Here is a 13,318-nt window from a genome sequence, read left to right as displayed (position 1 = left end):
ATTGATAAAAGGAGCTGTTATTCTGGTTACAAAAGTTATTGCACATAGAGGTAGTAAAGGGACTGCTCCAGAAAATACGCTTATTTCATTTCGAGAAGCTTTAGAAGTTGGCAGTGATGGTATCGAATTAGATGTACATCTATCCAAAGATAATTTTCCAGTGGTTATTCATGATGAAACAATTGATCGAACCACAAATGGTTCTGGATTAGTATGTGATTTCACGGTTGAAGAACTACAACAGTTTGATGCAGGGGGGTGGTTTCACAATCGTTTCAAAGGAGAGAAAATACCAACACTAGAGGAAGTCTTGGTATTTTTAACAGAGAGTAATTTTTCAGGGGTTTTAAATATTGAACTTAAAACCGACAAAAATGAATATAAGGGAATAGAGATGATGGTACTAGAGCTGGTTGCTTCATTAAAGCCGCAGTATCCCATTATCTATTCTAGTTTTAATTATGCGACACTTGAGCGTTTGCTAGAAATAAATCCCGAAGCAGAATACGCTTTATTATTTAATGAAAAAAATCGAAATTTTATGACATTAAATGAAAGCATACCTGTAAAAGGCTGGCACACCGGCTTAAAGACATTGACTTCTGTACTAAAAATGAAAAATAACATTCCCTTGAGAGTGTGGACGGTTAATACTACGATACTATTATCTTATTGTTTTAGAAAAAAAGTAGACAGTGTTATTACGGACTTCCCCAAAAAAGCATTACATGTGAGGAGGCTCGTACAAGGTGGTTAATGCAAAAAATTCAAGTATCATTGTTATAATGGGTCCAACGGCAGTGGGGAAAACGGCTTTAGGTGTTCATTTAGCAAAAAAATATTCAGGAGAAGTGATCAATGGTGATTCCTTGCAGGTTTATAAGGGATTGGATATTGGTACAGCAAAAGTAACAGTGGAGGAGATGGGTGGTATCCCCCACCACTTAATCGATATCGTAGATGTCGCATCTTCATATACAGCAAGTGATTTCAAAGCAGCAGCTGAGCAAGTCATCGATGATATCCAGAGTAGGGGGAAAGTACCCATCCTGGTTGGTGGTTCAGGTTTGTATATTCAAGGGTTATTAAATGATATGAAATTCGGGAAAACAGGAGAAGATATTTCTTTCCGCAAAAACCTTGAAAAAACTTTAGAAGAAACATCATCCCTCTACATTTGGAACCAATTGAATATGGTTGATCCGGAAGCTGCCAAAGAAATTCATCCAAACAATACAAGAAGAGTCATTCGAGCATTAGAATCAATCCACATGTCTGGAGAAAAATTTTCTTCCCAGCAAGAATTTTCACTTTCAGACAGTTACCGTGTCCTATCCATTGCTTTAAATTGTGATCGGACACTTTTATATGAACGAATTAATCATCGGGTTGAAGTAATGGTGGAGCAAGGTGTGTTAGATGAAGCGAAAATGCTGTTTGAATTAGTGAATAAAGAAAATAACCAGGCGCACAAGGGAATTGGCTACAAGGAATGGTTTCCTTACTTTTCAGGGGATGCGACTTTTGATGAAGCAAAAGAAAAAGTAAAGCAAAATTCAAGACGATATGCGAAACGTCAATTAACTTGGTTTCGAAATCGAATGGAAAATGTCCATTGGTTTGATGTAATGAAAGACAATTATTTAGAATCTGTTGAATTGCTTGTCACAGACTTCTTAGAAAGAGGTGAGTAAATGGAAACTGCAAGAGAAAAAGAAAAGGTGATTTTAGTTGGGGTTCAAACGAGACAGTCGGATGAGTTATTTGAATATGAATTACAAGAGTTAGAGAATTTAACGGAGACGGTTGAAGGGGAAGTCGTAGCAGTCCTTACCCAAAAGAAAGATTCAATTGATCCCAGAACGGTTATTGGCAAGGGTAAGTTGGAAGAACTGTTACACCTTGTAGAAGAATTAGGAGCTCACACAGTAATTTTTGAACAAGAACTTTCACCAAGACATCTTCGTAATATACAAGAAGTAATCCAGTGCAAAATAATTGATCGTATTCAATTAATATTAGATATATTTGCCATGCGGGCAAAGAGTAAGGAAGGTAAATTACAAGTTTCTTTAGCTCAATTAAATTACTTGTTGCCAAGGCTAACCGGCCAAGGTATTAATATGTCCAGGCTCGGCGGGGGAATTGGTACAAGAGGACCCGGGGAAACTAAACTGGAAACGGACCGTAGACATATTCACCGACAAATTAATGAAATCAAGAAAGAATTAGAAGAGACAGAGAGACACCGCCAACGTTCGAGAGAAAAAAGACAATCAAGTGGCGTTTTCCAAATTGGTTTAATTGGTTATACAAATGCAGGGAAATCCACTATATTGAATCGATTAACAGATGCTGATACGTTTGAAGAAAACCTATTATTTGCAACTCTGGATCCCTTAACGAGAAAAATGGTTTTCCCTAATCAATTTAAAGCAACGATAACGGACACGGTTGGTTTTGTTCAAAATTTACCTACTCAACTCATCCATGCTTTTCATTCTACTTTAGAAGAAAGCAGAGGAGTGGATTTGTTTCTTCATGTAGTAGATTCCTCGCAGCAATATGTTGAGCAACAAGAAGAGACTGTTTTAGACTTAATCCAAAATCTAAACATGCAAGAAACGCCAATTATCACGGTTTACAATAAAAAAGATAAGATGCATGAAAATTTCCAAGCTCGCTTACACCCACACATTGTCATATCAGCATTAAATGAAGCAGACATTGCAACCTTGCAGGATTTTATGTGGGAAGAGATAAAAAAACACCTTGTTCCTTATGAGCGCGAAGTATCGTTGGCAGAAGATGGAGGAGCACTATTTAATCAACTGCAGCAAGAAACTTTTGTCGAGTCAATGGAATTAATTGGAGAAACAAATCACTATTTATTTAAAGGATATACTAAAAGCAATTCAAAATGGTTAGGAGATCGTTAGGATAATGAGTCAATCAATTCGTAACATAGAATCAATCGTCAATAAGGTAGATGAGCAAATACAAGAAGTATTTAAAGAAGTTCAACAAAAAGTTTTGGAAAATCAAAAGAAGGTATTGGATGGTTTTCGCAAATGCAATGTAAGTGATTATCACTTTACTCCAAGTACGGGGTATGGGTATAACGATATAGGAAGAGACACCTTGGAGGAGCTGTATGCTGAAATTTTCAAAGGAGAAGCAGCTCTTGTTCGTCCTCAAATTATTTCTGGCACGCATGCTATTGCAACTGCCTTACTAGGTGTTTTACGTCCAAATGACGATTTATTATATATTACTGGACAGCCTTATGACACTCTATTGGATATCGTAGGTGTAACAGGAAATGGGATTGGTTCTTTAAAGGAGTACCAAATTGGCTATGATCACGTAGATTTACTTGACGATGGTTCTGTGGACTTTGAAGGAGTAGAAGCGAAGCTAACTGAACAAACAAAAGTAATTGGGATTCAGCGATCACGTGGATATGCAAACAGACCTTCGTTTACCATTGAAGATATCCGAGTAATGATCGAGAAAATCAAACCACTTGCTCCAAATGCCATATTTTTTGTAGATAACTGTTATGGTGAATTTGTTGAGACGATGGAACCAATAGAAGTGGGCGCCGACTTAATTGCAGGATCACTTATTAAAAATCCTGGTGGTGGTATCGTTAAAATGGGTGGTTATATCGTGGGTAACGAGGACTTGATTGAAAAGTGTTCCTACCGTTTAACCACACCAGGAATTGGCCGTGAAGCAGGAGCTACGTTATATAGTTTGCTAGAAATGTATCAGGGGCTGTTTTTAGCGCCTCACGTGGTCGGAGAAGCCGTTAAAGGAGCAATCTTCACTTCAGCACTGCTAGAGGAGTGTGGAGTAGAATCAACGCCCAAATGGAATGATTCGCGTACTGACCTGATTCAAATGGTAGAATTACCTTCTGAAGAACAATTAGTGGAATTCGCACAAGTTATTCAGAAATATTCGCCTGTAGATTCAAACGTTCTACCAATCCCGGCCCCCATGCCTGGTTATGAAAGTAAGGTAATTATGGCTGCAGGAACCTTTATCCAAGGAGCGAGTATTGAATTGTCTGCAGATGGTCCAATAAGACCACCTTATACATTATATATTCAAGGCGGTCTAACATTTGAACACGTAAAATTAGCTGTAACAGCCGCGGTAGAAGAAGTATTTTTTAAAGCATAGGAAATTTGAAAAGGCAGGATATAGTATGTGTTAGATTCGAAAATTCTAATACATACTATATCTTGAAATTTTAAAGCAACAAGGTCTTTTGAAGCGACCATTTTTAAAATAAAAAAAGAAATTGAAAAAACATGTTGACTTTCTTCCAGAAATTTCATACAATTATAAATGTTCTGTTACAGGACACTGTGTTGTCTCAGTAGCTCAGCAGGATAGAGCATTCGCCTTCTAAGCGAACGGTCGGGGGTTCGAATCCCTCCTGAGACGTATTTTATAATCAATCGTATAAATAAAAAATCAAGTGTGTATTTTATATTACATACTTGATTTTTTATTTATGTTTGAAACGTGACTTAATCCCTAAAAAATTAAAACTATGTTATACTATTATTAGAAATTGTGTGGCCGCTCATGCATGGAAAGTGAGGAGATCATTGAATATGGCTAAAAAGATTTCTGAAGAAACAAAAACTATGATTGAAGCTCAACTACGAAAAGGAACCAGTAATTCCCGAATTGCTAGCTTATTGGGGGTTTCTTATGAAGATGCTCTGAAAGTAGTTGATACGATTAAAGAATCAATTCGGCCGGATGTAGGCGATGAGATTCGTTTTACTTTTCGAGACCACAAAATGGTTGGAACAATCCAAAAGTTATTAACAAATAGTGCAGTAGTAGAAATAAACTGGAATCAATCATCTCATATCATGAAAGATATCTGCGAAGACAAAACAATTGTGAATTTCAAAGATATTGATGAATTTGTAAATGTAGGTGAATAAAGAGTCATCAAGGGGAGTACCCCCTTGATAGCTCTTTTTTTTTGGCTTTTTTTTAATCAGTTGAATGCCTTTATTACCTTGAGGCTCAAGCCTGACTTTGGAAATTGGATAAAACATACCTAGAGCAGAGTAGAAACAGAAAACGTAAGATGGTTTTCTACTCTCCGCTAAACAGGCTTTTTATTTATTTGTGAAAGGAATAAAAATTTATTGTTAAAAAGTTTTTAAGAAAAGTTTAAGGTAATATTTTTTTCAGGATGTTTCTTGACAACTATTTGTATTTTATATATAGTTTGGAGGTCAAATGGTTTGATAGTCAAACTATTTGGAATTCAAATTGAATTTGAGCTAAATTATTAAAAGGAGGGAGCCATTCTTTGAGTCATTCTATCGAACAAATCAACTCTTATTTAATTTCCATTTTCGATGAAGTACTGGACATAGAAGAAGATGCTTTGCGCGGTAGTAATTTTTCTGATTTATCAATTAGCGAAATGCATACCTTGGAAGCTATTGGAATGTATTCAGAACATACTTCATCAGAGGTAGCCAAAAAACTAAATATTACTGCCGGCACTTTATCAGTTGCTATTAACACTTTAGTTAAAAAAGATTACGTCGTTCGACAGCGAATGGAAAACGATCGTAGAGTAATTAAGCTTGGTTTAACCAAAAAGGGCAAACTGGTCTATCGGCTTCATGAAAAGTTTCATCGTGAAATGGTAAAACGTACGATTGAAGGTATGGATGACGAAGAAGTGGAAGTACTATTACGAGGTTTAAACAACCTTCACAGTTTCTTATTTGAACTGGTTGAAAGTATTGGGAAAAGGTAATAATAAATGGGAATTAAAATTACAGCAACCGGGCATTATTTACCACCTCAGGTAGTATCGAATGATGACTTGGCAAAGTTTCTAGATACGAGCGATGAATGGATAAAGAAGAGAACGGGCATTTCACAAAGACATATCTCTGCTGGCGAAAATACTTCTGACCTAGCTGCTAAAGCAGCCGAGAATATTTTAAGAAAAAGAGGTATTTCCGGTGAAGAGATTGACTTTATTATTTTGGCAACAATGACGCCCGATGCATCAAGTCCTTCTACAGCCTGTATTGTTCAAGAAAAAATAGGTGCTACCAAAGCTTTCTGTTTTGATATTAATGCAGCTTGTTCAGGATTTGTTTTTGCTCTATCAACGGCATGTCACTTTATGCGAAGTGGGATGTATAAAAAAGGATTGGTCCTTGGTGCAGAAACAATGTCAAAAGTTATTAATTGGGAAGATCGTTCAACTGCTGTATTGTTTGGCGACGGTGCTGGAGGACTACTTTTAGAAGAATCAGATGTAGATTCTTTTGTTGCAGAAGATTTACATTCAGATGGTTCTCGTTTTATGGCTTTAACAGCTGATGAAAAGAAAGTTCAAAATCCTTTTTTATCGAACGAGCAAAATGAAGACAAGCAGTATTTGAAAATGGATGGCAGAGGCATATTTGACTTTGTTATTCGCAGTGTACCAAAAACGATCAATCAATCGATCGAAAACGGCGGTCTAGAAAAGGATGATATATCATGGGTAGTTGCTCATCAAGCAAATATTCGCCTTCTAGAAGCAATCAGTAAAAAAGTAAAGATACCTTTATCGAAATTTGCTACAAACATTGAAAGTACGGGAAATACTTCCGCTGCAAGTATCCCCGTACTGCTCAGCCATATGGTTGATTCAAAGCAAATCGATATTGGCAGCGGAGAAAAACTTCTCTTTACTGGATTTGGTGGAGGCCTGACATGGGGTTCCATTATTATAACAATATAAAAAAATAAAAAACTATTTAAAATTTGGAGGAATATTAAAATGACATTCGAAAAAATTCAAGCAATTATTGTAGACCAATTGGACAAAGATGAAGAAGAAGTGACGTTAACAACAAATTTCCGTGAAGACTTAGATGCAGATAGTTTAGATTTATTCCAAATTATTAATGACATCGAAGACGAATTTGATATCAAGATCGAAAGCGACGAAGGAATCAATACAGTTGAAGATTTAGTGAAATATGTAGATGCTCAACTAGCATAATTTTGATAAAGAGAAAGTGGGCACTTGTATGAAGTCTGTTTTACGTGAAATGTTGGGAATTGATTATCCAATTATTCAAGGTGCAATGGCTTGGGTAGCTGATGCTGATTTAGCGAGTGCAGTTTCTAATGCTGGTGGACTTGGTTTAATTGGGACGGGTCATGATCCAGTAGACGTTGTCAACCATAAGATTGCTGACATGAAAGCAAAAACTGATAAACCATTTGGCGTAAATATTATGTTATTGAATCCGCATGTTGAAGATGTGGTAGAGGCAGTTTGTACGTCAGGTGTAAAAGTAGTAACAACAGGTGCAGGAAGCCCAGGTAAATACATGGATAAATTTAAGGCTGCTGGAATAAAGGTTATTCCAGTAGTCGCTTCTGTTGCACTTGCAAGAAGAATGGAAAAAGACGGTGCAGATGCGATTATCGTGGAAGGTATGGAAGCCGGCGGACACATTGGTAAAGCGACCACAATGGCATTATTGCCACAAGTGGTGGATGCTGTGACTATACCAGTTATCGCTGCTGGCGGTATTGGGGATGGACGTGGAATGGCTGCAGCCTTTATGCTGGGAGCAGTTGGAATCCAGGTTGGAACTCGTTTCGTTGTAGCCCGAGAATCCAATGCCCATCAAAATTTTAAAAATTCCATTTTGAAAGCGAAGGATATTGATACAGTTGTGACTGGTCAAATTACAGGACATCCTGTCCGTGTTTTACGTAACAAACTTACGCGTGAGTACATGCAAATAGAAAAAGAAGAAACAAGTAAAGAAAAACCGGATTTTTCTCGTATGGAAGCGATGGCCGCTGGAGCACTTCGGCGTGCGGTTGTTGAAGGAGATAAAGATTACGGTTCAATGATGGCGGGTCAAATTGCAGGATTAATCAAAAAAGAAGAATCTTGTAAAGAGATAATTGAGGACTATATGGCTGTTTGTAAGGATGTTGTTTTTGAACAAACAAAAATATGGGCTGAATAATAACTGAGGTGAAAATATGTCACTGGCATTTGTATACAGTGGTCAGGGTGCTCAGTATTTTGGTATGGGGAAAGAGCTTTTCGATAACTATGAAGTAGTTCGTACTGTGTTTAAAGAAGCATCAAGAATTCTTGAATATAATATAGAGGAACTATGTTTTGAAGAAAATGAAAAACTAAACTTAACTGAATACACACAACCAGCAATCCTGACCGTTAGTTATGCGATCGATCAACTTCTTACTTCAGAAGGAATCCAGCCTGCACTAGTTGCCGGATTAAGCCTTGGAGAATACACAGCACTGGTGAAAGCCAATGCTTTTTCTTTTAATGAGGGTTTGAAGTTGGTCATGAAACGCGGAAAATATATGAGTGAAGCAGCACCACCTGGCACAGGGAAAATGGTAGCAGTTATGAATGCAGAAAGAGCAGTAATTGAAGCAGCCTGTAAAGAAGCTGCTAAAACAGCTTACGTAGCACCTGCCAATTATAATATGCCATCACAAATTGTTATTGGTGGAGAAATAGAAGGAGTAGATAAGGCTGTTGAACTTCTAGAAGCACAAGGAGTTCGCAGAATGATTTCACTACAAGTAAGTGGACCTTTCCATACAGCATTATTACATCCAGCAGCAATTCAATTGCGAGATGAATTAAAAAAAATAACTTTCCAAGAACCTACGATACCAGTAATTGGGAATACAATGGCTGAAATGATGAAAAAGGACGAAATTCCAACCCTTTTAGAAAAACAAGTTGAATCAGCTGTTAAATGGGAAGATTCTATTCAGAAGATGATTGCAATGGGCGTAGATACATTTGTTGAGGTAGGACCTGGTAAAACCTTGAGTAAGTTTATCAAGAAAATTGATAAAAGTGTGTCTGTCTATAATGTGGAAGATCTATCATCATTAGAAAAAACAATCGCAGGCCTAAAAGCCAACTAGATTGAAGAAATGAGGAGAGCAATTGGAATTAAAAGGAAAAACTGTTATCGTGACAGGTAGTTCCCGTGGGATTGGCGAAGCAATTGCTGAAGGGTTTGCAAAAGAAGGAGCAAATATTGTTCTAAATGCAAGAAAGCCTGTTCCGGAAGAAATGGTTCAAAAACTGACTGCCTATGGTGTAAAAGTAGAAACCATTCTTGGGGATATTAGTGATTTTGAAGTTGCAAAAGAAATTATTTCAAAAACAAAAGAAATTTTTGGTTCGATTGATGTTCTCGTAAACAATGCTGGAATCAACCGAGATAAATTATTAATGCGAATGGATGAAGAAGATTTTGATATTACTTACCAAGTGAATTTAAAAGGTTCCTTCAATACAATTCGTCATGCATTACCTATCATGTTAAAACAACGCGCAGGATCGATTATTAATATTTCAAGTGTTGTAGGTGAGACAGGCAATCCTGGACAAGCGAATTATGCGGCTAGTAAAGCTGGGATCATCGGTTTAACGAAATCTGTTGCTCGAGAAGCAGCACCAAGAGGAATTACGTGTAATACTATTACACCTGGCTTTATTGAAACGGATATGACAGCTGCGCTTTCTGAAAAAAATCAAAAAGCAATGATGGATCAAATCCCATTGAAAAAATTCGGAAAAACAAAAGATATTGCTGAAGCAGCAGTCTTTTTAAGTAAAAGTGATTATATTACTGGACAAACCATTCGTGTAAATGGTGGCATGTACATGTAAGGAGGAAGATTATGAATCGCGTAGTAATTACTGGTATGGGAGCTATTACTCCATTAGGTAACACAGTTGAAGATTTTTGGAATAAACTAAAGAATGGTCAAAATGGGATTAAGCCTATTACGAAATTTGATGCTTCAGAAACAGGAATTACGGTTGCTGCAGAAGTTGAAGATTTTGATCCAAAACTATATATGGACCGCAAAGAATTTAAACGCATGGATCTTTATTCCCAATATGCAGTTGCTGCAGCTGTTCAAGCGGTAGAAGACAGCGGCCTCGAGGTTGATAAAATTGACGCATCTCGCTTCGGAGTTATTATTGGCTCCGGTATTGGCGGATTAAACGAAATGGAATCAGGCATTATTAAAATGCATAACAAAGGTCCAAAACGTGTTCCACCTATGTTTGTGCCAATGACAATTGGAAATATGGCAGCTGGAAACACATCTATCAAAGTAGGAGCAAAAGGAATCAGTTTAGATATCGTAACAGCATGTGCTTCCGCAACCAATTCCATTGGTGAAGCCTATCGAAATATTAAACATGGGTACTCGGATGTTATTCTTGCTGGTGGAGCAGAAGGAACTGTCTGTGAAATTGGTATCGCCGGTTTTGCAGCTTTAACTGCTCTTTCGGAAAGTACTGATCCAGACCGTGCATCCATTCCTTTCGACAAAGAAAGAAATGGTTTTGTCATGGGAGAGGGTGCTGGCGTATTGATGTTAGAAAGTTTAGAACATGCACAGAAACGTGGTGCGACCATTCTTGCCGAAGTTGCTGGATATGGAACGAACTCAGATGCTTATCATATGACTGCCCCAAGTGTGGATGGTAGTGGAGCTGGTACGGCAATGAAAATGGCCATTGAAGATGCTGGTATTACTGCTGCTGACATTGATTACATTAATGCTCACGGAACAAGCACGCCTGCTAATGATTCTTCTGAAACAAAAGCAATAAAATTTGCTCTAGGGGAAGAAGTAGCGAAGAAAGTTGCGATCTCCAGTTCAAAAAGTATGACCGGTCATTTGTTGGGTGCAGCAGGAGGAATCGAGTCGATCGCTTGTGTTCGAGCGATTCAAGAAAACTTCTTGCCACCAACAATCGGTTTGAAAGTACAAGATGAAGATTGTAATTTAGATTATGTAGCAAATGTGGGCCGTCCACAAGAAATTTATTATGCATTAAATAATTCACTAGGATTTGGTGGACATAACGCGGTTCTTTGCTTTAAAAAGTGGGAGGAAGCTTAGTGGAATTTGAGAACATAAAAGAATTGGTTTCTTTAGTTGACCAGTCTTCCTTAAAAGAATTTGAATATGTAAAAGATGGAACATCTTTACGGTTATCAAAAAACACAACCCCTTCTTTTGCAAAAGAGACAATGCCAACAGAGGCAGCTACTGAAACAATTACAATGCAAACAACGCCAGTCGCTGAGCAAGAGACTTCTGAAGTTGTCGAAAGAGCTTCGACTGCTCCAGAAGGAAAAGTGGTTACATCACCAATTGTAGGTGTCGTTTATCTCCAGCCAAATCCAGATTCAGATTATTATGTATCTGAGGGTGAAGAGATTGTAGAAGGGCAAGTTGTTTGTCTAATAGAAGCGATGAAAATCATGAATGAAATAAAATCTGAATACAATGGGAAAATTGTTGAAGTGTTAGTAGAGAACGAAGAAGTTGTCGAATACAATCAACCATTATTCCGTATTGTTTAACTAAAGGAGAATAACTATGAGCTTACTAACTGCACAAGAAGTAATGGATATTATACCAAATCGTTACCCAATCTTTTTTATCGATAAAGTAGAAGAATTAATCCCTGGAGAAAAAGTGGTGGCATACAAAAATGTTACGATCAACGAACAATTTTTCCAAGGGCACTTCCCAGGAGAACCAGTAATGCCGGGTGTCCTGATTGTAGAAGCACTCGCTCAAGCAGGATCGATTCCATTATTAAAAATGGAAGGTTTTGAAGGACAAACTGCTTATCTGGGTGGATTGAATAAAGTTAAGTTCCGTCAAAAAGTTGTTCCTGGAGATGTATTGCGTCTGCAAGTAGACATTGTGAAATTGAAAAAATATGCGGGAATCGGTCTTGGACAAGCTTTTGTAGGCGACAAAAAAGTTTGTGAAGTTGAAATGACATTTATTATTGGGAGATAAAACATGCTGAAAAAAGTATTGATAGCAAATCGAGGGGAAATTGCCGTTCGAATTATTCGAGCGTGTCATGAAATGGGTATCCAGACGGTTGCTGTCTACTCTGAAGCAGATAGCGAGGCTTTGCATACCCAATTAGCGACGGAAGCAATTTGTATTGGTCCAGCACGTGCGAGTGATTCCTACTTAAACATGACGAGCATTCTTAGCGCAGCAGTTGTTACGGGAGCGCAGGCGATTCATCCGGGATTTGGATTTCTATCTGAAAATAGCATCTTCGCCACTATGTGTGAAGAAATGAATATTAAGTTCATTGGTCCAAAAGCAGAAACCATCGATCTAATGGGAAATAAATCAAATGCAAGAAACGCGATGATGGAAGCAGCCGTGCCAGTTATCCCTGGCAGTAAAGATTACATGCACACAACAGAAGAAGTTGCTAAAAAAGCAGATGAACTCGGTTATCCAGTTATTTTAAAAGCAGCAGCTGGTGGTGGTGGTAAAGGGATGAGAAAAGTAATGGCTGAAGGAGAACTGGAAGCATTATTTTCTCAAGCCAAAGCCGAAGCCAAAGCAGCTTTTGGAGATGACCGCATGTACATTGAAAAGATTATCAGCCCAGCGCGCCATATTGAAGTTCAAATATTAGCGGATGAGCAAGGAAATGTTATCCATTTAGGCGAACGCGATTGTTCTTTACAAAGAAATCATCAAAAAGTCTTGGAAGAATCTCCTTCCACTTACATTACTGAAAAAACACGTCAAGAAATGGGCGAGACAGCCGTTCGAGCAGCCAAACATGTTGGCTATAGAAACGCTGGAACGATTGAATTTTTAGTAGACACCGATGAAAAGTTCTATTTCATGGAGATGAATACACGTATTCAAGTAGAACATCCTGTAACTGAAATGGCTACAGGCATTGATATTGTAAAAGAGCAATTACGAATTGCAAGCGGCTTGCCAATGACCATCCAACAAGAAGATATTCAAATAACAGGTCATACAATTGAATGTCGAATCAATGCAGAAAATCCTGCAGAGGGGTTCAGACCCTCATCAGGGGCGATTGATTATTTGTTTTTACCAAGTGGTGGAAATGGATTACGCGTAGAAAGTGCTATGTATGGTGGTTACAAAATTCCTCCATTTTATGATTCTATGATTGCTAAGATTATTACGAAAGGTGAAGATCGTAAAGAAGCAATTGCTAAAATGAGAAGAGCATTGCAAGAATTAGTTATTCATGGTGTTGAAACAAATCAATATTTCCAAGAAGCTATTTTGGAAGATGAAAGATTTGTTTCAGGAGACTTTGATACTGATTATTTACAGAACACCTTTTTACAAACTTGGCAACCTCCTACTAGTGAACAATAATAGGAGATAAATTAAGAGGCAAGAGGTG

General features: G+C 37.7%; 15 protein-coding genes and 1 tRNA gene. All 16 read left to right on the top strand.

Annotated elements, in window-relative coordinates; all coding sequences use genetic code 11:
• Position 1 precedes the first annotated feature (1 nt).
• The 16 genes from EJN90_RS12995 (at position 2) to EJN90_RS12920 (ending at position 13,290) form a co-directional block, all read left to right on the top strand.
• On the top strand, positions 2 to 757 hold the full coding sequence (locus EJN90_RS12995) for a glycerophosphodiester phosphodiesterase (protein WP_227872518.1): 756 nt from the start codon (positions 2 to 4) through the stop codon (positions 755 to 757).
• On the top strand, positions 750 to 1,694 hold the full coding sequence (gene miaA, locus EJN90_RS12990) for a tRNA (adenosine(37)-N6)-dimethylallyltransferase MiaA (protein ID WP_227872517.1): 945 nt from the start codon (positions 750 to 752) through the stop codon (positions 1,692 to 1,694). Before EJN90_RS12995 ends, miaA begins: the two co-directional genes overlap by 8 nt.
• Positions 1,695 to 2,939: a GTPase HflX gene (gene hflX, locus EJN90_RS12985; RefSeq protein ID WP_126111943.1), complete on the top strand. Its 1,245-nt coding sequence runs from the start codon at positions 1,695 to 1,697 to the stop codon at positions 2,937 to 2,939.
• A 4-nt stretch (positions 2,940 to 2,943) separates the two neighbouring features.
• Entirely contained in the window at positions 2,944 to 4,191 is a 1,248-nt protein-coding gene (locus EJN90_RS12980) for a methionine gamma-lyase family protein (RefSeq protein WP_126111941.1), read from the top strand.
• A gap of 193 nt (positions 4,192 to 4,384) precedes the next feature.
• A tRNA-Arg gene (locus EJN90_RS12975) sits at positions 4,385 to 4,458 on the top strand.
• A gap of 173 nt (positions 4,459 to 4,631) precedes the next feature.
• On the top strand, positions 4,632 to 4,973 hold the full coding sequence (locus EJN90_RS12970; protein ID WP_126111939.1) for a DUF2187 family protein: 342 nt from the start codon (positions 4,632 to 4,634) through the stop codon (positions 4,971 to 4,973).
• Positions 4,974 to 5,350: 377 nt separating this feature from the next.
• Positions 5,351 to 5,809 carry a MarR family winged helix-turn-helix transcriptional regulator gene (locus tag EJN90_RS12965; RefSeq protein ID WP_126111938.1) on the top strand — a complete coding sequence of 153 codons (459 nt, stop codon included), beginning with the start codon at positions 5,351 to 5,353 and terminating at the stop codon, positions 5,807 to 5,809.
• 6 nt (positions 5,810 to 5,815) lie between these two features.
• Entirely contained in the window at positions 5,816 to 6,793 is a 978-nt protein-coding gene (locus tag EJN90_RS12960) for a beta-ketoacyl-ACP synthase III (RefSeq protein WP_126111936.1), read from the top strand.
• 39 nt (positions 6,794 to 6,832) lie between these two features.
• Complete coding sequence (locus EJN90_RS12955; protein ID WP_126111934.1) at positions 6,833 to 7,057, top strand: acyl carrier protein; 225 nt, start codon at positions 6,833 to 6,835, stop codon at positions 7,055 to 7,057.
• Positions 7,058 to 7,085: 28 nt separating this feature from the next.
• Entirely contained in the window at positions 7,086 to 8,045 is a 960-nt protein-coding gene (gene fabK, locus EJN90_RS12950) for an enoyl-[acyl-carrier-protein] reductase FabK (RefSeq protein ID WP_126111932.1), read from the top strand.
• A gap of 16 nt (positions 8,046 to 8,061) precedes the next feature.
• Positions 8,062 to 8,991: an ACP S-malonyltransferase gene (fabD, locus tag EJN90_RS12945; protein ID WP_126111930.1), complete on the top strand. Its 930-nt coding sequence runs from the start codon at positions 8,062 to 8,064 to the stop codon at positions 8,989 to 8,991.
• A 22-nt stretch (positions 8,992 to 9,013) separates the two neighbouring features.
• Positions 9,014 to 9,745, top strand: a complete 732-nt coding sequence (fabG, locus tag EJN90_RS12940; RefSeq protein WP_126111928.1) for a 3-oxoacyl-[acyl-carrier-protein] reductase — start codon at positions 9,014 to 9,016, stop codon at positions 9,743 to 9,745.
• Positions 9,746 to 9,756: 11 nt separating this feature from the next.
• Positions 9,757 to 10,998 carry a beta-ketoacyl-ACP synthase II gene (gene fabF, locus EJN90_RS12935; RefSeq protein ID WP_126111926.1) on the top strand — a complete coding sequence of 414 codons (1,242 nt, stop codon included), beginning with the start codon at positions 9,757 to 9,759 and terminating at the stop codon, positions 10,996 to 10,998.
• Positions 10,998 to 11,465, top strand: coding sequence for an acetyl-CoA carboxylase biotin carboxyl carrier protein (gene accB / locus EJN90_RS12930; RefSeq protein WP_126111924.1), 468 nt, complete (start codon positions 10,998 to 11,000; stop codon positions 11,463 to 11,465). The genes fabF and accB overlap by 1 nt, the downstream gene beginning before the upstream one ends.
• 16 nt (positions 11,466 to 11,481) lie before the next feature.
• A complete protein-coding gene (gene fabZ, locus EJN90_RS12925) occupies positions 11,482 to 11,913 on the top strand; it encodes a 3-hydroxyacyl-ACP dehydratase FabZ (protein ID WP_126111922.1) in 432 nt (143 codons plus the stop codon).
• Positions 11,914 to 11,916: 3 nt separating this feature from the next.
• Positions 11,917 to 13,290: an acetyl-CoA carboxylase biotin carboxylase subunit gene (locus EJN90_RS12920; protein WP_126111920.1), complete on the top strand. Its 1,374-nt coding sequence runs from the start codon at positions 11,917 to 11,919 to the stop codon at positions 13,288 to 13,290.
• Positions 13,291 to 13,318: the final 28 nt, after the last annotated feature.

The organism is Jeotgalibaca ciconiae (genome assembly GCF_003955755.1).
In the GTDB taxonomy this organism is placed as follows: domain Bacteria; phylum Bacillota; class Bacilli; order Lactobacillales; family Aerococcaceae; genus Jeotgalibaca; species Jeotgalibaca ciconiae.
Note: the sequence above shows the minus strand (reverse complement) of the source record. Positions and strands in the feature narration are given on the sequence as shown.